Source organism: Sporolactobacillus terrae, from assembly GCF_019930545.1.
In the GTDB taxonomy this organism is placed as follows: Bacteria; Bacillota; Bacilli; order Bacillales; family Sporolactobacillaceae; genus Sporolactobacillus; species Sporolactobacillus terrae.
In genome coordinates this window covers 980133-1002357 of the sequence record NZ_CP082837.1, presented here as the reverse complement: position 1 = coordinate 1002357, position 22225 = coordinate 980133, and the positions used below count along the sequence as shown (strand labels likewise).

Sequence of the window (22225 nt, the reverse complement as noted above, 5' to 3'; positions counted from 1 at the left end):
TGTTTTTTATCCCATTTCCACTAAATACGCCAAGAAAATAATGATAATTATCATTCATTATTGATAATCAACAGCAAAAACAGATGCATAGCTACTCTCAATTGAATATCAAGTTTCTGTATTTTTTTAATCATTCAATTAGATAAACATATCGGCAATTTGTTTTAGCACATTAAAGTACGTGCTATAATTCACAAGGTTATACTGTTAACGGTTCACTCAATAAATTGAACGATTCCCAATCCGCAAAGTAAATAAAAAGGAGTTTTATTGTGTCTATTTCAAAAGTGACCAAAACCTATTTAATGGTCGGCACCATGCTGTTCGGCATGTTTTTTGGTGCAGGCAATTTAATCTTTCCGATCCAACTCGGCCAGCTTGCCGGTGAACATTACTGGCTCGCTTTAGCTGGATTTCTTGCTACAGCAATCGGATTGCCTTTTATCGGTATTCTTGCCGTTGGCTTATCCGGTACCGATGGTGTAAAAGATATCGCCAGCCGTGTGCATCCGCTTTTTGGAATCATTTTTTCGATCTGCCTTTATTTAATCATTGGGCCACTCTTTGCGCTTCCCCGAACGGCTACCGTACCTTTCGCGGTTGGCATTCAACCCTATATCGGTTCCTCATCATTAATTTTACCGTTGGGACTGTTCAGTTTCCTATTTTTCGCTTGCGTGTGCTATTTTTCACTAAACCCTGCAAAGGCTATGGACTATATTGGTAAATATTTAACACCGATTTTCTTGCTTGTTTTGTTTCTTGTAATTCTTGTCGCCTTGATTCATCCCATGGGCGGTCTTGGAAACGCGCAAGGAATCTATGCTTCGCAACCCTTTACCACTGGATTTAAAGAAGGCTACAACACGATGGACGCGCTGGCCTCACTTGCATTCGGCATTGTTGTCATCAATGCAATTAAGCTTCGTGGCATCACGGGTACAAAACAGATTGCCAAAGTCACCTTGAAATCCGGTCTCGTTGCCATGATTCTGATGATGGTGATTTATGGCTGCATTACGTTCATTGGCGGGACAAGTGTTGCTCAGGTCGGCTTGCTCGAAAACGGCGGTCTTGTTCTCGGCGCTGTATCGCATCATTACTTCGGCACATTTGGCGGCTTACTGCTTGCTGCGATCATCATTTTGGCTTGTATGAAGACGAGCATCGGACTCGTAACTTCATCCAGTACATTTTTTCATGAACTGATGCCGCAAATCAGCTACAAAAAATTTGTTGTCGCCATTAGCTGCATTTCGTATATTGTTTCAAATGTTGGCTTGACCAACATTGTGAAGCTGGCTGTTCCCGTTTTAATGGTTGTTTATCCAGTTGCCATTGTACTCATTTTGCTAACCCTTTTTGCAAATGGGTTCCATAGCAGCTCAACCGTTTATTTTTCAGCCGTTATTTTAACATTAATCATTAGTTTGATTGACGGGTACAATACGCTGATCACAATGGTCCCATCGACACAAAACATGTTCCTAGATAGTGTTGCCACATTTTATGCGCATGTACTGCCACTCTATAGTTTGGGATTAGGCTGGCTCGTACCAGCCACAATCGGCAGCTTGATCGGACTGGTTATCTATCATTTTCAGTCCAATAAGGCTTAACTGAAACTTCATTAAACAAAAACAGCTGTTGGCTAACTCAATAGCTGTTTTTGTTTAATGAAAGAACCATTCATTAGCCTGGACTGCATCAAGGAACTTTACTTATTGGTTCAACAATTCAGTTATGGAAAAAATGCGAAAGCATCAAGGCTTTTCAGCTTTCTCAACACCCCATGCACAGAACTCGCATAAAATTTATTATTTTTTTCAATTGCTTTAACCATCTCACGTCACTGCTTCCTACATACATATCAGGAGGCGATAAAAATGAAAATTTACTCGATCGAACAAGTACTGGATGAAGGTCTATTAACACAATGGGAAGCTCAACATTTTTCCGAAGGTCTTTCATCCATGATTAGCGATTCCAAGCGTCTAGTTGGCTTTACTTTGATCTCTGGCCAGCGGTGGGATGTCTTTAAAATTACTGATCCCATTTTAGATTTTATTTGTATCTCCATGGAAACGCGATTAAAACTTATTGAGAAAGTTTCAAATTGACTTGATAAACTCATGTATGATTTTGAAGACTTTTTAGTATGAATTTGCGCCCTAAATAGAGACTGTCGATTCAAGAGAAGAGAAAGCGTAGATCAAATAAATGGTTGCTTTGGCCCTTTCCGGGCTTTTATTTTTTTACAAAAAGGAACATGTGTTCCTATTTCATGTGACAGGAATGCCGAATTTACTGCCGGTGTTTACGTGCATTTCACGCAGAACCTGGAAAAGAAAAAAGATTGGTTGTAATGGATATTTGAGCAAAAAGAAGACGTAGAAACAACGGATTTAACCGTCATTTCAACGTCCTCAGGCTTTCCTATCTTGGACAACAACTTTTAGCGATTTACAACTATAAAAGGATAATGCGAATCATCGATTTGAAATTAAAGTAATTTATTGTTCCTGCCGATGTAAATCAACCCATTAGAACGATGTCCATTCATTGTGGTGTAAACAACTTTTTCATACGCCAAATCTTTAAAACCGTGTTTCCAGCTTTTAATACGTTCATCGCTATGGTGTCTCAAGACTGCCCCATCTGGAAGCTCGAATACACCATAAGTCTGGTATTTTGGCTCATATTCTTTATATCGACTCAAATTTCTTGCGTCATCATTTAATAAGAAATCATTAATGTAAATAATACCATTAGGTTTGAGCACTCTTCTAATCTCATCTAAAATTGCATCTTGTTCCATGTCCTTAGAGACGCAGGTAAGGACAGCAAATAATAATACGGCATCAAAAGAATTATCTTCAAAAGGCAACTTGCCGCTATTAATGACCACAAAATTTATATCATCTTTACTATTTAGCTGAGCCCGATTTATCATTTCTTCTGAAAAATCGACATAATGAGGCGTTGCACTTAGTTTGACAATTCAAGTATTTAGAAAACCTTTCAAATTGAAAAGGCGTCGTAAACTGTTTTTCATCTGCAACTTTGTTCCAATATTCTTTCTGTTTTAACATTTCAGACCCCCTATCAATAAATAGTGGACAAAATCTAGATCATTGCGATGTTATCGTTAACTGTATAACGCAACGCAAAAACAACACCACATCGTCAAACTTAATTTTGGCAACTTTCCCCATCGTTGTCCTGTAATTATGCAAAATAAAAACACGCCAAAGGGACTTGAGCTATCCGTTGCTAACAATAATAAGAGATGATCTTCATTACTTTTTTTCATTGAATTTTGCCCTTACTTCATTAATTGCAAAACTAATTAATGGTTTTATGGCTCATAGGGCTTTAAAAATCCTTTTACTGCACGCGTTTAAACATCTTTTCCATTTCGTAGGGCGTATAGTCAGAGCCTTTTTTACAGTTTCATATTTTATGAAAATCCCTTTGTAGAGCCATTTTTGAGAATGCCATTTTCAAGTAAAATCATAGCATTTCAAATCTACATGGGCAAATTATGGGCAAGGAGTGTCGGATAAATGAACCAATGGAACGCAACTGATGCATTAATTGAAGAAAACAGCCGAAGCCTAATTGACCTCAGAAAATATGCGGACGAGCATCGCTATAGCTTTAAAGATCGTGCCGTATACTATGCGGTTGAGAATGAAATTAACCGACTTGAAAAACAAAACGCTTGGCTTGCCGAACGGTGATTCTCATGACAAAAAAATTGAGATTAAAATTCGAAATCGCCGTGATATTGCTCATCTTTGTATCCTGCACCTTTTTTGCCTATCGAACATTAGGCAAACCTGTGAACCTGCATCACGCCGTCACCCAAATCTTCGATGACCACGTAGCCGTTTACCGTGTCAAGGACGGTGTCATGACGATTCGCGCAGAAGCTGAGGGTTGGGACGGATCAGGTTGGTCACAGTCGAATGCAAGGCGCGACGGGCTAAGGAAGATCAGCAAGTTATATGCTGCTGTAATTGATGAAAACTATCCCGTGAAACAAATTAATGTGACGGTTACGTATTTCGGAAAGAAAGAGATTGAACGGACACTATACATTAAATAATCCCATTCCTACGCTTAATTGCGTGGGAATTTTTATATTGCATATCTTTATAACATAAGCTGTGCCCTATTGATAACGCTCTGGTGGTTCTGTGCCTTTTATCAAGAGATTATTTGCATAAAAAAATCATTACCGGAAAAGAATCGGATCTTTAAATTCAGACCAATTCTGTGCTACCGGTAACGATCTTTTTTATTTTGCCAAATGTTCGTGGGCTACAACTAATCGTTTTTCATAGTATCGTATTTAGATATTGACCTATCTCGCTTTGTTTCGATCTGATGTTCATAAGCATTTTGATAATCTGAAATGACGTCAGATTTCTTAGCATATAAGGAAATATTCTTTGCTGTCGCCTCGTTACTATTATCTCCTATAATCTTGTTTGAATTGGGGCCAGAAATGAGCAAAGAACCATCATCTTGAGCATACGCTAAAAAAACATATGTTTTATTTTCTTCAGGCAATTGATCGTCTTCATACAACACAATCTCTGTATGATCTTTATTGACACCGCCAAATTTCTGAATTGGAATAGAAGAATCTACCTTAAGATTCCCCTTTATGTTTTTTAAAACAGATACTTTATAATTTGAATAGGGAGTAGATACTTCTTTTGCCCCACCATTAGCAGTTTCTACCGTCACTGTGTCTTTATAACTTGTTTTGTCTTTTTGAATAACGCGACCAACAAACACATAATCTGCATCACCAACCGTTGCTCTAGGACTATCAACATTTATAGAAAACGAACCTTCAACATATACCTTCTTTAAATTTTTTTGGTTTGTTACTTTATTCGAGCATGCACCTAGTACAGTGATTACGCTTAAAACTAACAACACTTCCAAAAAAATACTACTTTTATGTTTCATATACACCGCACTTTCTTTCAAAATTAGTATCTTTTATAAGCCGCTTTATAGGAGGCTTTGTCGTTTGCACTCAAGGATATTCGATTAGTCTGATATTTATACATTATATCATTAGAGCCATTGTGCGCTAACCCGAGAGCATGCCCTAATTCATGGGTAGCCACATTTTGCTTTCCCTTAGAACTTAAATCCCCCATAACGTATTTGTTAAAGTGTAATGTTCCATTTGCTGAAGTATAGGCACAAGTATTAGACTTTTCACTGTAATCGGAAATGTATACATCCTGTATCACCCAAATGGAGTCTGGTCTTATGACACCACTTTTATATTTATTCCACGTGCTAACTCCTTTTTTAAAATATGATATGTACTTTGAGCCACCATCCCAATCTAAATGCCTCCCTGAATCTGTAAGCCACCAAGATGAAAGTTTCACCGTAGCTGCAGAAGCTGACAAAGGGGATGAAATCAAAGATATTAAGAAAATAATAAATACTGTAATGCAACTCATTTTTTTCACTTTATAGCCTCCCTCGAATTTTATATGAAAATATTACCATAACTTATGCCATATTAATCCGCACATTTCATGCGTTACCCCGCATTTTTTGTGCGGTATTCCGCATGTTTTAATGTAAGCGTCAAATAGCCCACACCTAGTCAAAGATGTGGGCTTGATTTATGATTGTTGGGAAGATAGTTTACAGTTTTCCGGAAGACTTGAGGACCAAGGCAGTAGTTTATCGAGTGTCTCGTTGGTCTGGTCTTCAAGATTGGGCAGTTGTTCGAATAAATAGCTAAGGTATTGAAACGGAATCAAGCCGTTTTCTTTTGCGGTTTCGATGAGACTGTATATGGTGCTGCTAGCTACTGCACCTCTTGGCGTATTACTGAACAGCCAGTTTTTTCGTCCATCACAAAGGACTTGATCGAGCGCTCAGCTCGATTGTTATCCATCTCCAACCGTCCATCCTGTAAAAAGACAATCAGTTTCTCCCATTGTGTACGACAATAATGGATGGCTTTACCTAATGCACTTTTAGGAAGGGCTCGAGGCGTCTGCTTTTTCAGCCATGCTGAAAAAGCCTCAACGATGACCTTGCTCTGCTTGAGTCGCGTTTGGTAGCGTTCTTCATCGGAAGCATTGGATTTCTTGAGGTTCTGTTCAATTTTAAATAGATTGTTGCAGTAAGCAAGGCCTTCTTTAGCGAGTACAACCGAATCTTTTGCCGAATCCGGTAAAGCCTTGATTGCCTCGCTGAACTTTCTCCGCGCATGTGCCCAACACCCGACCAGGGTGATGCTTTGAAGCGCATGATAGCCAGCGTAGCCATCCACGTGAAGGTAGCCCTTAAAATCAGCTAAGAATCGAGCCGGATGCTTACTCGCTCGCGTTGTTTGATAATCATACAATACGATTGGAGGGCCAAGGTGTCCCGTTCGATAAAGCCATAGGTAGGATTTTGATGTAGCTGGCCGCTCAGGTTCCTTCAAAACTTGAAGTATCGTTTCATCGGCATGAAGAAGATCCTGCTTAACCAGCTTGGCTTTCATCCGATCATAGATCAACTGAAGCCAATGACTTGCTCCGTAAATCATCCAATTGGCCATGGTTTGCCGAGACAGGGCTACACCGAGTCGCTTCAACTGTTGTTCCTGTCGATAGAGCGGCTGAGCATCTAGATACTTCTGGCACATGATGTAGGCCATCGCTGATGGTGAAGCCAGGCTTTTTGGAAAAACAGCTTTCGGTGCCGGTGCCGTGATGATGGGTGTTTGCGTGGCTTGTCGTTCACAATGCCGGCAGGCATAGGTGTGACGAACATGTCGGATCACTTTAACCTGAGGAGGAATGATTTTAAGTTCCTCACGAATTTCCGTTGACATGTCATGCAAATCACCACCGCAACACGTACAGGTCTGTTCGTGTTCAGACAATGTATAGTTGACCACTTCAACCGGTAGGTTTTCCAACTTTTCTTGACGCTGTCCCTGCTTTTTCTTCCTTTTGTAAGTGATTGTTTCAACGGTAGGCTCTGGAGCTTGAGGATCGGCATCACTTTCTGCTTCGTTGAAGAGCGACAGTGTGAGCTGTACCGAATTGGTTTTTTCACTGGAAACACCAAATTGCCGTTCTTTGCCCCGGCGCAATTGTTCTTCGAACCATTTTAGCTTGAGTATCAGTTCGGTATTCTCTCTTTTGAGCGCATCACGTTCCTCACGCAATGCTTCGATTGTGGGGGTGTTAGAATCCGCTCGCTTTTCCATTTTTTCATTATAATAGAAAACACGCCTCCTGTCTCTGATTTCTTGAATCAGATCAAGGTTTGCGCGTTCACCGGTTGATGTGCGTGTCGCTGCTCAAGAGACAAACCATCCAACAGCCAATTCAGCTGTCGTCGCGTAATTTTTAAAGAAGGCGAGGAATCGTCAGCCTTTGGCCATGCAAAGGCTCCTTTCTCCAGACGCTTATAATAAAGCCAAAAGCCGTTATATTCCCAATGCAAGATTTTTAACTTGTCCCGCTTACGATTACAGAACACAAATAGGCAGGAGGAAAAAGGATTAAGATGAAAGCCTTCCTGTACGATAACGGACAACCCATCAATCGACTTTCTCAGGTCCGTAGGACCTTTGGCTAAATACACTTGCTCAATGATCGAATCCCGAATCATAGCGTTCGCAACACACGAACCACATCAGCCAACAGATCCGGATCGAACCCGGCGTGGACCTCGATCCTTGAAACTCCAAGATGGACAAAAAGACTCTCTTGTTTCTGTGCACGATCAAAATCCATGGTCATCCATGAATGCGTTGAAGGTGTCGCTGGCATCAATCTTAGCTTACGTCGCCAATATCGAAATTGACTGAGTGAAATTCCTTGTGTCGAACACCATTCTTTGCCGTTCTGTTCACTTTTCTCAAAATCTTTCATGCGCTCTTGCCAAAGATTTTGTAACTCGATACGCGTCATGGATCATCCTCCAGATCATTTGATAGAGGCATTATCGCATGCTTGACTGATCAAGAGAAGGTGTCCATTATTTGACGCTTACGCATGTAATCGTTCTTTTCGTTAAAACTGTGATTTGCACAGTTTCCCCACATTATGGATAATGTTCTTGAGGGGATCAGCAGAGAGCTAGCATAAATAAATGCCCATCCAGTGTGGGGTGGATGGGCATTTTTGTGCACTGCGAATGCGGGAGTGCGCCAATAAACATACTTCTTAATGTCATTTCGAAAATTTACTTTTTATATAATCTAATACGAAGGAGATAACCACGTACGCTATTAAAGCGGGAATATAATAGCCAGTTCCTCCATCAGGATTAATAAAAATATATGTGAATAAAATAATAACCAGAATAACTTTAATTAAAATAAATACCTTATTATTCGCCAATACCCTTCACCTCACTATTTATTATAGGTACGGCTCACTTTACCTGCAAGATGAGTTCTTGCCTTGTTTGTATAGAAATAATAAGTTGTTTTTTCTTTTATCGGCACTCCATTATACCATTTTCTATAAATTTTTTCTGTAACATATTCATTAGGAGCATATGCGGCATAGAAAATTGCGGCAATATCATAAACAGCCTTTACCTGTGCCCAAGGAACAAATTCCATGATGGCAGCACCTATCGCTGATTTCGTAACCGCGATAAACTTTTTTGAATACTTAAGTGACCCCAATATGTCCAGCTTATTCCACCGCCACCTGGACCAGGTGTCATTTGAAATGGAGTTATCGCATTTTCATTTAAATTATCAGCAATGTTTTCTTTATTCGAATAGGGAGCAAAAGATTCCGGAACATTAACGTTTAAAGAATCTTTTTTTAGTGTTTCCGCATGGGCACTATCTGCAAATAGCGAAAGTGGGGCAAGCGTTATAGCTATGTTAAGACCAAAATAATAAATCTTTTAAATTTTATTGAACTTATACTATTCATATAATCACTCCTTATGGTTTATATGAAAATATTACCATAGCTCATGCCGCGCTAATCCGCACATTTCATGCGTGATCACGTATTTTTTTTGCGGTATTCCGCACGTTTTGATGTGCGAACACACACATTTCCGAGTGCTAATCTCTAATTCCGGCATTGTTCGACATTATATGACAAAATATCTGTCTGATTCACCTATAAAATTAGCAAACTACAAAAAATCCACGTTCACATTTTAGCCACACTATTAAACGATCTCATCTTCGTATCACTCAAATATGTACACCCGGTCACCCAGGCGGGAAGACTTATGTTATTTCTGTTCCAGTGCTTCTGTCTGTACTTTGATTGCGTCCTGCGCAGTCTCTTGTGCGGTCGGCTTTTCTTTTGCAGCTGCAGTTTGCGCCTTGGCCTGCTCATCCGTGTCTTTCTTCGGCTCTGTGTAGCCTTGTGCCTGTTTGCTGTCCCCCATGCCGACAGTTGTGGGATCAGTGATCGTACCAACAATACCGCCGACCAGCGTAAACACTAGTCCAATCCATGCCGTTACAGTCGTTGTCGCCCGCTCCTGATCGAAGGATACAGACCACCAACCAAGCAGATTGCCGACACTAATCACGCCGGAAGCGATACCAATTAATAGAGCGGCTAGGGCTGTTACCGTCGCCTTATTTTTGAGACGTAAAATCCGATTGATTTTCATAGTGAATTCTCTCCCTTATTTTAATTTCAGAATTTGTCCTGGATAGATAATGTCCGACTTGAGCTTGTTCAGTTTCTTCAATTCCGCAACCGTCGTCTTGTTCTTGATCGCAAGATCCCAAAGCGTATCGCCTTTCACTACTTTATGTGTCGGTGATTTTTTCGGTTTGGATTTTTTCTGTGTGGCAACAGCCTTGTCCAATGCCTTCGCGGTCTGCGGACCATAAATGCCGTCTGCGGTCAGTCCGTGAGTCAGCTGAAAGCGGCGAACCGCGTCTTCCGTTTTCGATCCATAGATACCATCACAGCCATGATTATTTGCACCCTTATCCGGATAGAAATAAACACTCGAAAACCTCTTCTGTAACGCGAGTACCGCAGAACCACGAGATCCACGCTTTAGAAGAGATCCGGAAGACGATTTCTTTGCAACAGGTTTTTCCTTAGCTGGTTTAGATTCAGCGGGCTTTGAAACTTTGCCGCTTCCCCCCGTAATTGTATCCGTATAGGAAATATTTTCATCGACGTTTCCGCTGATTCCGGGAACGTTGGCGCCGGACGTATGCTGCCAGAAATCCGCACTCCGGCCAAGTGTCGAGTTGTGCCGAGCGATCCATTTAAGCAGTCCTGGACGCAAGTCGGACTCGTTCAACCGACTCTCTAAAAACGATTTGCCGCTATAGACGCCAAGCTTTGACTGACCATTTTTCGCCAATGTATATTGCCATTGAATAGGGACAGCTGTGCCAAGTTTTTGGGACAGTAAAGACATCAAATTGGGACAGTTAGGACATGTGAGGGACACCTCCTGTATAATGAGCTTGCACCTAGTGGTGTAAATCCATTACAGGAGGTTTTTTTAATGATCAAATACCGTGAAATTTTGCGGCTTCATGCTCAGGGATTTAGCCATCGGCATATTGCTTCGAGCTGCGGATGTTCGAAGAATACCATTGGCAATGTCCTGAGGCGGGCTGGAGAGAAAGGAGTCTCATGGCCACTGGATAAGGACATGGATAATCCTGAACTCCAGAATATTCTTTTTCCTGAAAAGCATCGATCTGAGATGAGACGTCCACCGGATTGTAGCTATCTCCACCAGGAAATGGCTCGAAGCGGAGTGACCCTGTCATTGCTTTGGCATGAATATGTAGAAACGTGTAGACAAAACAAGGAGATCCCTTACAGTTATCGGCAATTCTGTCGTTTTTACAACAGCTATGTGATAAAGACCAAAGCAACCATGAGAATTAAAAGAAAGCCTGGTGAAGCAATGGAAGTGGATTGGGCAGGTCAAACTGCTTCAATTCAGGATTCTATCACCGGACAGACCATTCCTGCTTACGTCTTCATATCTGTGTTACCTTGTAGTCAATATGCTTACGTCGAGGCATTTCTATCCATGGATACACCAAGCTGGATAACCGCTCATATCCATGCCCTGCAGTTTTTCGGTGGGGTTCCCCGAATGATTATTCCTGACAATTTAAAGACTGGTGTTGAACGATCATCCTCAACAGACCCGGTGATCAATCGCTCGTATCAGGAAATGGCTGAGCATTATCAAACAGCGATTGTTCCTGCCAGGGTTCGCCACCCGAAGGACAAACCCAATGTAGAAGGGGGTGTTCGAATCATATCAACTTGGATTATTGCCTCCCTGAGAAACGGTCAATACTTTTCGATTTCCGAGCTGAATCAAGCGATAAGAGAGAAATTAACGGAATATAATGAGAAGCCCTTTCAGAAAAAAGATGGAAGCAGGCAATCCGCTTTTGCGGAGGAGGAGAAGTTTGCCCTTCTCCCTTTACCTGCTTCCTCATACGAATTAGCGACATGGAAAAAAGCTACCGTACCCTTTGATTATCACATATCTGTAGAAAAAATGTACTATTCCGTTCCCTATGAATACATGAAACACCAGGTGGATGTTCGAGTGACCCGAAACATGATCGAAATCTATTTTAATCACTTCCGCGTTGCTTCGCATATCAGACTTTATGGGAAGAAAGGTCAGCTATCTACCAATCCCGAGCATATGCCCGATAAACATAAGGATTATTTATCGATGAACCGAGATTATTTTATGTCCTGGGCTAAGGAAGTCGGGGTTCATACACTCATTACTGTAAAAGCGATTCTCGCTTCATACAAAGTAGAAAAACAGGCACTTAAATCATGTTCATCACTCACAAAACTAGCAGATAAATACTCTGTAGAACGCCTCGAACGGGCATGTGGACGTGCCTTAGACTATTCGCCAAGACCCAATCTGAACAGTATTAAGACCATTTTAAAAACAGGTCAGGATAAACAACAACTAGACTCTATCAATCCACCAAAATCAAATACAAATCAAAGCGATACTCACGGTTTCGTTAGAGGTGCAGCCTACTATGGGAGGAAAGAAAAATGACGAGCGAAAATACCTTATCAAAATTATATGATATGAGATTGACCGCTATGGCTGAACAATATAGCGAGCAATTACGCGATAGCCAATACAATGATTTATCATTCGAAGATCGATTCAGTCTCTTAGTGGATCGTGAGTGGGATCGAAGAAAGAACAACAAACTGGATCGCCTGATTAAGAAGGCAGGATTTCGATATAATCAAGCCTGTATTGAAGACATTGAATATCATCCTGATCGCAAACTGGACAAAACTCAGATTCTACGATTAGCCTCCGGACAATACATTCAGGACAAGCATAACTTGATCATTCAAGGGGCTTCTGGGAACGGAAAATCCTATCTCTCTTGTGCTTTTGGCATGGCGGCCTGTCGACAGTTTTATACAGTGAAATATACTCGTCTGCCTGATTTACTCGATGAGCTAGCCGTTGCCAGAGGAGAAGGGATTTTCCAAAAAGTCATGAAGTTATATCGCAAAGTCGATCTTCTTATCCTGGATGAATGGCTACTCACCCCATTGAGAGAAAACGAAGCACGTGATTTACTGGAAATTATCGAGACTCGACATCAAGTGTCCTCAACGATTTTCTGTTCTCAATTTGATGCACAAGGATGGTATGAAAATATTGGCCAGGCAACCCTCGCCGATGCCATTCTCGATCGTATCATTCACGATTCATACACCATCTTAATTGATGGAGAAGTGTCCATGAGAGAAAGACACGGATTAAAAGAATAAGAAAAATGGGTCGCAGAGGCATCATCTACGGATGATCCCTCTGCATTTTTAGCTCTGCCTGTCCCTCGCATGGCACACATGTCCCTCGTTTATGTCCTAAGTGTCCCAAAAACATGGCATAACTGGGCTTTTGCGATGGCAATATACAGCCAACTCGTCCAAAAACGCATTAACATACGCGGTCAGCTTCGCGCGATCACTCGTCAGCGTCCCCGCTTCCACGTCTGCGAACAGATAGCCTAGCGGCAGACCCTTTATGTTTTTGAGCAGCCACTGCGCTTCTGCGCGAGCATCTGCTTCAGACACACCGCGGAAGAAATGATAGGCATGCACGGCAAGACCGGCCGCCTTTGCTCCAGCAATATTCTTTTTAAAATATGGGTCGACAATCCGACTCCCTGCTTCACTGCCCTCGGTTGCTTTAGCGATCATAAACTTGTAGCCTGCGTCTTTAACTTTTTTAAAATCAATGTCGCCCTGATAGCGAGCCACATCAACGCCCTTGATTTCCACCATTGTTTTCACCCTTTCCTTTCAGTATTGACACCATATTTTTAATTTGTTCCGGAACGGGTAAGCCTGTCCTCCCGGCATTTTCCAAAATAGACAAAAGTTCATTTGCCAAATAAAAATAAACGGTCGCGTCCATAAGCACATGCCCAAACCCAACGGCCGCATCTGCCAAGTGCGCCACAGCGACAATAGAAAAGAGCATCACCTTTTTGGCAATGCCCCTGAATCCTATTTTGCTGGACAGTGTGCCGGTATAAGCTGCGGCCAGCAGTCCGCTTACATAATCAATAATCACAAACGTTAAGAGAATTTGAATCAGCGGCGTCCACCCTCCATACAACCTGGATTCCCGTATCTCCCTATGATTTTCCCCAAGCCCTCAAAAAGGTTGATTACATGGGGATTGGGGGACTTTTTTTGCTTTTCTTCTACCTAGTTATGTGTTATAATTACATCACTAGGTAGGTGGCTAAAAATGGCGATCATCAGGCAAAAAGACAAGCGTAGCGGACTCACCTATGCTTACGAATCGGAATCGTACTGGGATAAAGAGAAGAAACAACCGCGTTCAAGACGCAAACTCATTGGACGTGTCGATGAAAAGACGGGAAAAATAATCCCTACAGACGGGCGAGGGAAACGACGCAGGCAAACATCTGAGGAAAAGCCTCAACGAGGTCCCACTCCTGCTGCTGAAGCGAAGCGTGTTTTTTACGGAGCCACCTATTTACTGGATCAAATCGGTGAACAGCTTGGACTCACTGAGGATCTCAAGACCTGTTTTCCAAGGCATTATCAACAGATTCTGTCGCTTGCCTATTATATGATTTTGGAACACCCGAATCCTCTGACTCGTTTTGAGAAATGGGATCATCTACATAAGCATCCGTACGGGAAAAATGTGACTTCTCAGCGTAGCAGCACTGTTTTTTCATCCATCTCTGAAGCGGGCAAGAACCAGTTTTTCTCACGTCGCAAGCAGCGTTGTCATGAGGATGAGTATTGGGCTTATGATACGACCAGTATCTCGAGCTATTCCGAAGTGCTCAAACAGGTCGCCTATGGCAAGAACAAGGAAGATGATCGTCTTCCCCAAATCAACTTAGCCCTCATCTTTGGTGAATCCAGCGGGTTGCCCTTCTATTATCGGAAATTGGCTGGGAATATTCCTGATGTCAAAACGGTTTTGAATCTTTTAGGTGATTTCAAAACCCTCGGTTTTGAAAAGGTCAAGCTGGTGATGGATCGAGGCTTTTACAGTGCGGCCAATATCAACGCTTTGATGAAGGAACATCTGAAATTTTTGATTGCCGTCCGTCCCTCATTATCTTGGGTACGTCATGAACTTGATCACGTCTATGACACGCTTGACACTTTCGAAAATCTGGATGAGCAGTACGATCTTTATGCCCTGACGGTGAGAACGGACTGGGACTACACGCAGGATCGCCCATATAAAGGAGATACGCTCAAAGAGAAGCGTCGCGTTTATCTGCATCTCTACTACAATGTCGATCAAGCGGCAGAAGATCAGAAAAAGTTTGATCGCAAGCTGATGCGCCATCATCAAGAACTGAAAAACGGGCAGCGCGTTCCGGAACACGAAGCCTTTTACAAAAAGTATTTCACGGTTAAATCAACACCAAAGCGAGGGGCACAGATTACAGTCAATCATCAAATGGTTGAGAAGGCCAAGCGGTACTACGGGTATTTCTCCCTGCTTTCCAATGAAAAAATGGATGCCATCCAAGCCCTCGAACTTTATCGGGGAAAAGATCCCATTGAGAAGTGCTTTGGAGACATAAAAGAGCGGCTGAACTTACGTCGCATGTTGGTTTCATCAGAAGCCACGTTAGACGGGAAGCTTTTTGTAAGTTTTGTTGGGTTGATTTTGCTTGCGCAGATCAAGAAAAAAATGCAGGCACAGAAGCTTTTCAAAGACTACACGATTCAATCTTTATTCGATAAATTAGATGTGATCGAGGCCTTTGAATCCCCAGGTCAGGCACTAAGAGTGGGTGAGATTTTGACCGCGCAGAAGGCTATTTATGCGGCTCTAGATATCCCACTACCTAGTGATGTGTAACGGGAATCCAGGATACAAGTAACCTGTTACCGCCCCAATCACCGCCGCGATTAATCGGTAAATCGTTTCATATTTATTCATCACCAACACCCCATTTCATGCAAAATAAAAAGACCTTGAGAGGTCTAATCCATATTTCCAATTGATTGAGAGTGCTCACCAACAATAACCAGTGGTTCAGCTTGTACATGATTCTGCGTGAACATATTATTAGAATACATGTTGTAGTCACAACCTTCCATTTCCTGAATAATATAGTTATATTTGGCATTAGGACGATCCGTATTTATAGCAAAATGATTATCGGAAATCTTATTTCGATTGTTACTTTTAAAATTAAATTGCACATCTATGAAATATTAACTTGCACATCAGAGTATTATGATTATAGATGGTTAATTTCTCATTTTTGAGAATGATTTCCTTTTATATCTTGCTAATGTACTCTCACTTATTCCAGTGATTTCAGCTACTTCACCGAATGAAGAAAATGTAAGAAGAGATAGTGCGTATTCGATCTGTTGATCATTAAATTTTCTTGGTCTTCCTTCGCGAAACCCTTCATGTTTCCTTGCTTGTTCTTTACCTTCCTGCGTTCGTGTAATTACGAACTCTCTCTCTGCACGAGTAAATGCACAGAAAATCTTAAAAATATGCTCTCCATCTGGCGTGCTATCCATAATTCCCATATTTAATATATTAACTGTTACTTGCATATGAAACAGGTTACTGACTATTGTCATTGCCTCTGAGTAACTGCGTGCAAAAGAGTCAAGTTTTGGGACGACTAACGAATCGCCACTTTTTAAACGTGAAAGAAGAATTTTGAAATTTGGTAAATCCTGCTTTAACTCAGACGTTCTATCCAAAAAAATTTCTTTTAAACCAAGTTTTTCATAACTGCTGACCCAATAATGCAATGTTCTTCTCGAAATGCCAAATTCCTTTGATATTGCCTGTAGTTTCTTTTCATTCGTAAGATACGGAGAAATAATAGTAAACTTTTCCACAGCAGCTTGTCTTGTTCATCCGAGAAGAATGTAAGTGGAGGAGGCTCTTGCATAGAAAGGCTCCCTTCATATTTTGGTAGGTACTTAGGATATAACCAGTTCTTGATTCAAGTAACGGTATAAAGTTGCTCGACTAATACCCGTCATTTCCACAATTTCTTTAACACTGTATTGTTCTGAACGATACAAATTGACTGCTCTGTTAATATCACGCGAGTTAACTTTTGGACGGCCACCTTTACGGCCACGTGCTCTGGCACTTTTTAATCCCTCTTTAGTTCTTTTGACAATCAAATCTCTCTCAAATTGACTGAACGCTTGAAATACAGTCATCATGAGACGCCCTTGTGGTGTCGATGTATCAAAACTTTCTTTGATACTATTTAATTTGACATGTTTTTCTTCAAAATAGCTCACAAGTTCAATTAGATCTTTTGTGCTTCGTCCTAACCGTGAAAAGCTTTCCACAACGACAACATCTCCCGGACGCAATTTATCTTTTAGTCGATTAAGTTGTGGCCGATCAGCTTTTGTTCCTGTCATTTTTTCTGTCAGTACCTCATTACAATTATATTTTTTTAGTAAATCAAGTTGTCGTGCTAAATCCTGTTGACGTGTACTTACTCGAGCATAACCATAGACATAAGATTCCATAATAAAAAACCACCTTCTGACTTTAATAATAGCACAAAGGGTGGTTATAGAGATATAGTTTATGAGCAATGTTTTAATACATAAAATTCAACGAAATAGCTGTAACTTATGACAAAAAGAAAAACGTCTCAAAAACAATCGTAATCGAGACAAATTGATCTTATTGATAGCCCTTCTTAAGACGTTAGAACTTACTTTGGAAAATTGCTTTTTTCTTCATTCGTAAACTTTAAAGTATTAACTCTTCCTAGCAAGAAGATTAGTGGAACAATTATTATTGCTATGCACGCCATTTCATAAGTATTTATTAGATTATAAACAATTGCCAAGTTAGCTAACCAAAGGGACAGTGGTTGAAATACAAAGTCAATGAAATCCAATATCCCAGATATTTTCCCTAATACATTCCCTGGAACTGTTTGGTTTAGAAACACTATACTGGTAGAGCGCTGATAACTCATTAAAATGCCAAGAAATATTAAACCAATTATAAACAAAATTTCAGACGGAAATATAAAGAAGATTATAGTAAACGAAAACATAATCGATGAATAAATAAATACTCTAAGCTTTTTTGGTGGGAATATGCCTAATAGAAGACTTCCAGCTAAAAGACCATACTGCCAGATAGGGGTGACCATTCCATATACATATGAATTCACGTGCATACTATTAATTAACTCATGTGGGACAATAACATCTTGAATTCCAGTCATTGTTATCCCAATAACGATACTTGCTATTATAAAAACATGTATATATGAATTATGGAATAAAAGTTGCATCGATTCCTTAACTTCCTCAATAGATCCCCTACTTTTTTTATTAATTATTACACGATCATCTTTTACATTTTTTTCTTTAATTAATAATAACGGAAACGATGCAAATAAATAAAATAACCCAATCAAATACCATAGTGAATAAGAGTTAATATTGCTCAATACAGCACCTGAGATGAAAGGAATAATTAAAAATATGAATTGCCCAGACGACTGTAGTGTTGCAACACCATGTGGAATTTCTGAGTTAGTTAATATTCGTTTTGGTATTACATTAGTCGCTATTGAAGCTGCTCCTCCAAAAAAACCTAAAATCGCTCCTAATAAGAATGAGCCTCCATATGACGTAAGAAGGCCAAGTGGGGTCATAACCGCTATTAACGATCTAAATACTTCACAAAATAGTAAACTTAATTTTGGACCATATCGATCAATAAAAAATCCAGATAAAATTGATCCTATTGCTAAAAACAAAGTATAAATCGTCAGATAATATGCTAGTAATGAGGAACTAGAATGTTCAATTTTCAAAATCTGCCATGGTATGACAATAGGGATAATGTTAGTTACCAAGCGACTCATACTTCTACTAAGAGTAAATGCGCGCATATTTTTGTTTTTGAGTGTACTTTTCCAATTAGCCCATGAATCTCTAATCCTATTCACAATTATCCACACTTTCTTTTGCGATATTTAAATCATTCAAAATAATTAATGAATTTATACGATGGTTACGTCCTCTTTTCCATGTTTAATTAGATTGTCTCTAATTTGACATCTTGTATCTCCTGACCACATATCACCAGTCGTTACATAGTTGAGCGCTGGACATCCGCCGTGACAAAAATATTCAAACTTGCAACTATTGCAAAATATATCCTTTGTCTTTCCTGACCTAAGTATTTTAAATACCGAAGAGTTTAGCCAAATATTTTTGATTGAACTTTCAAAAACATTCCCCGCACTAAATTTATTTTTATCAAACAACGCACATCCTAGCATGGTCCCATCGTTCATAATTTCTAATCTTGTTTGGGCTGCAGAACAACCACTTTTCAAAATTTCGTAGGGTGACTTGGGAATATTAGACTTTTGTAATTGCTGATCTCCTGTCCAAATTTGGCATCCCTCTAGTCTATAATTTATGGCATCGTTATATTTTTCTTTAATGTATTTTTTGACTTTACTTGAGATTTCCCGATTTTCTTTTAGTGAGAATCCTTTAATTTCAACTTGATTTATATTCGCAAAAGCGCCCATGGAAAACTCATATAATCCTTCTTTAACAGCAAAATCAACTAATTGATATATACCATCAATAGTTTTTGGTAATGCCAGTGTATGAATCCCACAATCAATTCCTACCTCACGACAATTTTTAACAAAATTCACTGTCTTTTCCCATGATCCATAAGTTAATTCTTTGTGTCTATCATCTAGAGATTGTAAAGATACTTTTAAGGTCAAATTGTGATATTTCTTAAGGTGATCGATAATACTTGTACTTAAAATACTTCCATTAGTAGTAATATGCGTTTTTTGACCAATTGCATCAAGATAATCTAACATATTCCAAATATCTGGATAAAGTAAAGGCTCACCACCAAGTATGGTTAAATATGGAATCTTTAATTTCTTTATTTCATTTAAAACAGGAATCCATTGGTTCATGGGATAAACGACTTTTTTATCATCCCATTTTTCCTGAGAGACAAAACAAAATTTACATTTCAAATTACAAACCATACCTGGATATAACGATACGTTGACAGGAGCAGATAAAAAATCAATTTTTTTAACCTCCTCTTTCTCTTTCTTGAATTTATTGATTGTTAAATCAGTTAAACAATGGTACTTATGTTTTGCTGGTCTTAAAAAATTATCCAATTCTGAAATTGCATCCGTAATAATATCTTGGGCAATATCTTGTTGGTACAAAGCTGAAAGGATAACAGCTTGCTGCGAAATATCATTGGTAAGTTCAAATAACAGTAGTAAGTCTGTAGTAAAATCATTAATTTCAAATTCACCCTTATTAATTACTATAATTAATCCACCCCAAAATTCTCTTCTAACGATTACATCATTTTTCAATTGAAATAACAAAGTAATTATCTCCTTTAATTTATTATTCATATTATTGAAAAAGGGCTACCTCAAGAGAAAAACTAATCTCAAGGCAGCCCTAAATCAATACTTACCATCCATCACCTTTTGCCATTACAGAAACATTCATTACTTCGCCGAGGTCAACCTTCTTAACTTTGACTTCAACTTTTTGATTCTTAGCCATTGTTAACACCTCTTTTCATTAATTCTATTTTTAATCTAATACTTTTTGGGATTACTTCAATAATATTTTTGAATGTTCATGGATATTTAAATGAATATTCACATATTATCCATTTGTTTGTAATAAAGCAAAAAATCAAACCTGAATTATTCACCGCTTGCCGTTTTTTCGGGATTTTGCTCACCAGGATGCAGCCAACCTGATTTCACTTGATTTTTTGAATGGAAAAATGACCTTGAAGATCAATTTCTGAACATTCACGTAAAAGAAGGCCATTTTGAGACAGACTTCCCCCGTTGATCTGATGAACCCGTTTTGAATTTTGAGCTGAGTGTTTTTTTGTTACTCGATGTGAAGTTGTTGAATCCGGTTGAGCACGTTCCAGAAGAATGCCTGATAGACAAAACTGGAAGACAGCTTGAAATAAAGGGATCGTCCTGACCGGACGAGCTTACTGGCCACTTTGACGATCCGCGTTCGGATGGTTTCGATTCGCATGGCCTTCTGTCTTTTTGGGAATGCCATCGTCCGCATCCAGTTCGTTAAATTGTAGGCGAGCAGACTGAGCATCAATCGGACTTCGTTAATTTCGAATTTGTGACTAGACAGTTGATCCAGACTGAATCCGGATTTGGCTTCCTTGATGTAGTTTTCCATCGTCCCTCGTTTCTGATAAGTCTGAAAGACCTGTTTCGGGGAGAAGCATTCAACCAGATTGGTCACGATAAAGGTATGCGTAAAGAAAAGTTCATTGGCCGGGCGAATGGATTGAACGGCAACCCGTCTTGGCTTACCCCAGGACTTCGCCTGATAATCAAATTCTTCATAGTAACACTGAGTTTTACCGGTTGGTGAATCATTCGGGTGAAGTTCTTCGGCCAGCCGTTGAAGCACGGCGTTGGTCTTCAGCCGAATCACGTAGTAGACGGATTCTGTTTCGCACGCCTCGTAGAGGTCCGGTGTGGCAAAACCGCTGTCAGCGCGAACGAGCGGCGTGGTTTCTGGAAAGTGCTCGTTGTAGTGTTCGAGAATCGGCCGGACAAAGTCCACAACGCCATGCGATGTATAGCGATTTCCAGGACGCAGTTTCGCTTTCAAAAAATCACCCGTTGCCCCATCAAACGCCACCAAGGGATGGAAGCCGATCGTACCGTAATGCGCGTTATAGTCCGAGGATTCTTGCTTTCCATACGTATCAACATGGGTGGAATCCAAGTCAAGGATCAGTGCTGGATTCTTGCGATAGCGGTGAACTTTGTCGAGTAATTTTTGGTTGGCCATGCCAAGCTGATCCAGAGCATTAGGATCAAAGCGATCATAAAAACGGGAGAGTGTCGGCTGTGACGCAAGTGTTGGTGATTCAACAACCTGAGTGAACACGGGATCGTGAATCAATGAATCCGCTGCATCATCTTCAGAATAACCAGCCAGCAGCTGATAGATCTTCTGGCGCAAAAGTTGCTCATTGGAATAATCCGGACTTTTGCGCGAATCGTTCAGCACCAGATGGTGAGTCAGCGTTTTTGAGAAACCGAGTTTTTCATCAAATTCTTTAAAAATCAGATGACCGCTGTCGGAAGAAAGTTCGCCACCGGTAAAATTGATTTTGATCTTCCTGTTGAATTGACACGACTTTTCCTCTACACTGAGCATATGAGGAACCTCCTTGTATGTTTTTGGTTTAGTCACCTATTATCATACAAAGGAATGGTTCCTTTTTCATTAACTTTTTTCACCTAATCGGTGAAAAAACGAAAAGGGTTATCTCCTTGTGGGGAAAGCGTTTTGGCCAGTTAGCAAATTAGGCTATGAATAATTCAGGTCAAATGCTTTTAATATGTAATTTAAAATGTTTAATATGGGAGTTGACTGATGGAAGATAAGTTTTTAGTTTATTTGTGCATTATTTCTCGTGTAAAGAAGAATTCTCATTATGTATAAACATGAGAGTATAAAGCAAGCAAGAAAGCATGAAGGATTTTTGCAAATAAAGGGGCTTAACAGTCAACAGATTGACTATCTAAAGCTGAAATAACTGGGATAAGTACAAGTACGCTGGTAAGATATAAAAGAAACTTTCC

The 22225-nt window shown here is 40.0% G+C and carries 21 protein-coding genes and 2 pseudogenes; 7 read left to right on the top strand and 16 right to left on the bottom strand.

Features of this window, described 5'->3' with window-relative positions:
• The first annotated feature begins 272 nt into the window (after positions 1-272).
• Together brnQ and K7399_RS04585 are read left to right on the top strand one after the other, a co-directional pair.
• Positions 273-1619, top strand: coding sequence for a branched-chain amino acid transport system II carrier protein (gene brnQ, locus K7399_RS04590; protein WP_223362487.1), 1347 nt, complete (start codon positions 273-275; stop codon positions 1617-1619).
• 267 nt (positions 1620-1886) lie between these two features.
• Entirely contained in the window at positions 1887-2120 is a 234-nt protein-coding gene (locus tag K7399_RS04585; protein ID WP_028983043.1) for a hypothetical protein, read from the top strand.
• 383 nt (positions 2121-2503) lie between these two features.
• Here the strand turns inward: K7399_RS04585 and K7399_RS04580 are convergent.
• A pseudogene (locus K7399_RS04580) lies at positions 2504-3055 on the bottom strand (class I SAM-dependent methyltransferase); the annotation flags it as partial.
• A 511-nt stretch (positions 3056-3566) separates the two neighbouring features.
• Between K7399_RS04580 and K7399_RS04575 the strand changes: the two are divergent.
• Together K7399_RS04575 and K7399_RS04570 are read left to right on the top strand one after the other, a co-directional pair.
• The gene (locus K7399_RS04575; protein WP_164875487.1) at positions 3567-3743 is read left to right on the top strand and encodes a hypothetical protein; all 177 of its coding nucleotides are present in this window, start codon (positions 3567-3569) and stop codon (positions 3741-3743) included.
• 5 nt (positions 3744-3748) lie between these two features.
• The gene (locus tag K7399_RS04570) at positions 3749-4111 is read left to right on the top strand and encodes a hypothetical protein (protein ID WP_128166635.1); all 363 of its coding nucleotides are present in this window, start codon (positions 3749-3751) and stop codon (positions 4109-4111) included.
• Between the two features lie 221 nt (positions 4112-4332).
• On the opposite strand, the gene K7399_RS04565 is transcribed toward K7399_RS04570, so the two are convergent.
• From K7399_RS04565 to K7399_RS16250, 8 genes and pseudogenes are all read right to left on the bottom strand, one after another.
• The gene (locus K7399_RS04565; protein ID WP_197737500.1) at positions 4333-4986 is read right to left on the bottom strand and encodes a hypothetical protein; all 654 of its coding nucleotides are present in this window, start codon (positions 4984-4986) and stop codon (positions 4333-4335) included.
• A gap of 23 nt (positions 4987-5009) precedes the next feature.
• Positions 5010-5507: a matrixin family metalloprotease gene (locus tag K7399_RS04560; RefSeq protein ID WP_415640320.1), complete on the bottom strand. Its 498-nt coding sequence runs from the start codon at positions 5505-5507 to the stop codon at positions 5010-5012.
• Between the two features lie 159 nt (positions 5508-5666).
• Positions 5667-7255, bottom strand: a pseudogene (tnpC, locus tag K7399_RS04555) (IS66 family transposase).
• A gap of 47 nt (positions 7256-7302) precedes the next feature.
• A complete protein-coding gene (gene tnpB / locus K7399_RS04550) occupies positions 7303-7662 on the bottom strand; it encodes an IS66 family insertion sequence element accessory protein TnpB (protein ID WP_128166633.1) in 360 nt (119 codons plus the stop codon).
• Positions 7659-7964 carry an IS66 family insertion sequence element accessory protein TnpA gene (gene tnpA / locus K7399_RS04545; RefSeq protein ID WP_028976544.1) on the bottom strand — a complete coding sequence of 102 codons (306 nt, stop codon included), beginning with the start codon at positions 7962-7964 and terminating at the stop codon, positions 7659-7661. Before tnpA ends, tnpB begins: the two co-directional genes overlap by 4 nt.
• A 446-nt stretch (positions 7965-8410) precedes the next feature.
• Positions 8411-8623: a hypothetical protein gene (locus K7399_RS04540; RefSeq protein WP_128166631.1), complete on the bottom strand. Its 213-nt coding sequence runs from the start codon at positions 8621-8623 to the stop codon at positions 8411-8413.
• Between the two features lie 638 nt (positions 8624-9261).
• A complete protein-coding gene (locus K7399_RS04535) occupies positions 9262-9651 on the bottom strand; it encodes a phage holin (RefSeq protein WP_128166629.1) in 390 nt (129 codons plus the stop codon).
• A 15-nt stretch (positions 9652-9666) separates the two neighbouring features.
• Positions 9667-10422 (bottom strand): peptidoglycan-binding protein, encoded by a 756-nt coding sequence (locus tag K7399_RS16250; RefSeq protein ID WP_164875486.1) that lies wholly within the window; start codon positions 10420-10422, stop codon positions 9667-9669.
• Between the two features lie 90 nt (positions 10423-10512).
• On the opposite strand from K7399_RS16250, the gene istA reads away from it, so the two are divergent.
• Together istA and istB are read left to right on the top strand one after the other, a co-directional pair.
• Entirely contained in the window at positions 10513-12066 is a 1554-nt protein-coding gene (gene istA / locus K7399_RS04520; protein ID WP_028977443.1) for an IS21 family transposase, read from the top strand.
• Positions 12063-12806, top strand: a complete 744-nt coding sequence (gene istB, locus K7399_RS04515; RefSeq protein ID WP_028977444.1) for an IS21-like element helper ATPase IstB — start codon at positions 12063-12065, stop codon at positions 12804-12806. Before istA ends, istB begins: the two co-directional genes overlap by 4 nt.
• Before the next feature lie 96 nt (positions 12807-12902).
• Here istB and K7399_RS04510 read toward each other — a convergent pair whose 3' ends face one another.
• Positions 12903-13322 carry a glycoside hydrolase family 25 protein gene (locus tag K7399_RS04510; protein WP_128166627.1) on the bottom strand — a complete coding sequence of 140 codons (420 nt, stop codon included), beginning with the start codon at positions 13320-13322 and terminating at the stop codon, positions 12903-12905.
• Positions 13300-13659, bottom strand: a complete 360-nt coding sequence (locus K7399_RS04505; protein WP_241557119.1) for a phage holin family protein — start codon at positions 13657-13659, stop codon at positions 13300-13302. Before K7399_RS04505 ends, K7399_RS04510 begins: the two co-directional genes overlap by 23 nt.
• A 135-nt stretch (positions 13660-13794) precedes the next feature.
• Here K7399_RS04505 and K7399_RS04500 point away from each other — a divergent pair, with 135 nt between their 5' ends.
• The gene (locus tag K7399_RS04500; protein WP_128166623.1) at positions 13795-15405 is read left to right on the top strand and encodes an IS1634 family transposase; all 1611 of its coding nucleotides are present in this window, start codon (positions 13795-13797) and stop codon (positions 15403-15405) included.
• A 395-nt stretch (positions 15406-15800) separates the two neighbouring features.
• On the opposite strand, the gene K7399_RS04495 is transcribed toward K7399_RS04500, so the two are convergent.
• From K7399_RS04495 to K7399_RS04475, 5 genes are all read right to left on the bottom strand, one after another.
• Positions 15801-16415, bottom strand: coding sequence for a recombinase family protein (locus tag K7399_RS04495; protein ID WP_128166621.1), 615 nt, complete (start codon positions 16413-16415; stop codon positions 15801-15803).
• A gap of 84 nt (positions 16416-16499) precedes the next feature.
• A complete protein-coding gene (locus tag K7399_RS04490; protein ID WP_128166619.1) occupies positions 16500-17069 on the bottom strand; it encodes a recombinase family protein in 570 nt (189 codons plus the stop codon).
• 191 nt (positions 17070-17260) lie between these two features.
• On the bottom strand, positions 17261-18517 hold the full coding sequence (locus tag K7399_RS04485; RefSeq protein ID WP_128166617.1) for an MFS transporter: 1257 nt from the start codon (positions 18515-18517) through the stop codon (positions 17261-17263).
• A gap of 54 nt (positions 18518-18571) precedes the next feature.
• Complete coding sequence (locus K7399_RS04480; RefSeq protein ID WP_164875485.1) at positions 18572-19957, bottom strand: radical SAM/SPASM domain-containing protein; 1386 nt, start codon at positions 19955-19957, stop codon at positions 18572-18574.
• A gap of 529 nt (positions 19958-20486) precedes the next feature.
• Positions 20487-21797 carry an IS1380 family transposase gene (locus K7399_RS04475; RefSeq protein WP_223362486.1) on the bottom strand — a complete coding sequence of 437 codons (1311 nt, stop codon included), beginning with the start codon at positions 21795-21797 and terminating at the stop codon, positions 20487-20489.
• Positions 21798-22225: the final 428 nt, after the last annotated feature.

What these genes read in the sequence shown, in the direction of transcription:
- K7399_RS04575 (WP_164875487.1), top strand. Translation starts at nt 3,567, where the DNA reads ATGAACCAATGGAACGCAACTGATGCATTAATTGAAGAAAACAGCCGA.
- tnpB (WP_128166633.1), bottom strand. Translation starts at nt 7,662, where the DNA reads ATGATTCGGGATTCGATCATTGAGCAAGTGTATTTAGCCAAAGGTCCT.
- tnpA (WP_028976544.1), bottom strand. Translation starts at nt 7,964, where the DNA reads ATGACGCGTATCGAGTTACAAAATCTTTGGCAAGAGCGCATGAAAGAT.
- K7399_RS04585 (WP_028983043.1), top strand. Translation starts at nt 1,887, where the DNA reads ATGAAAATTTACTCGATCGAACAAGTACTGGATGAAGGTCTATTAACA.
- K7399_RS04565 (WP_197737500.1), bottom strand. Translation starts at nt 4,986, where the DNA reads ATGAAACATAAAAGTAGTATTTTTTTGGAAGTGTTGTTAGTTTTAAGC.
- K7399_RS04540 (WP_128166631.1), bottom strand. Translation starts at nt 8,623, where the DNA reads ATGGAATTTGTTCCTTGGGCACAGGTAAAGGCTGTTTATGATATTGCC.
- K7399_RS04570 (WP_128166635.1), top strand. Translation starts at nt 3,749, where the DNA reads ATGACAAAAAAATTGAGATTAAAATTCGAAATCGCCGTGATATTGCTC.
- K7399_RS04475 (WP_223362486.1), bottom strand. Translation starts at nt 21,797, where the DNA reads ATGCTCAGTGTAGAGGAAAAGTCGTGTCAATTCAACAGGAAGATCAAA.
- K7399_RS04535 (WP_128166629.1), bottom strand. Translation starts at nt 9,651, where the DNA reads ATGAAAATCAATCGGATTTTACGTCTCAAAAATAAGGCGACGGTAACA.
- K7399_RS16250 (WP_164875486.1), bottom strand. Translation starts at nt 10,422, where the DNA reads ATGTCTTTACTGTCCCAAAAACTTGGCACAGCTGTCCCTATTCAATGG.
- K7399_RS04500 (WP_128166623.1), top strand. Translation starts at nt 13,795, where the DNA reads ATGGCGATCATCAGGCAAAAAGACAAGCGTAGCGGACTCACCTATGCT.
- istA (WP_028977443.1), top strand. Translation starts at nt 10,513, where the DNA reads ATGATCAAATACCGTGAAATTTTGCGGCTTCATGCTCAGGGATTTAGC.
- K7399_RS04510 (WP_128166627.1), bottom strand. Translation starts at nt 13,322, where the DNA reads ATGGTGGAAATCAAGGGCGTTGATGTGGCTCGCTATCAGGGCGACATT.
- K7399_RS04490 (WP_128166619.1), bottom strand. Translation starts at nt 17,069, where the DNA reads ATGGAATCTTATGTCTATGGTTATGCTCGAGTAAGTACACGTCAACAG.
- istB (WP_028977444.1), top strand. Translation starts at nt 12,063, where the DNA reads ATGACGAGCGAAAATACCTTATCAAAATTATATGATATGAGATTGACC.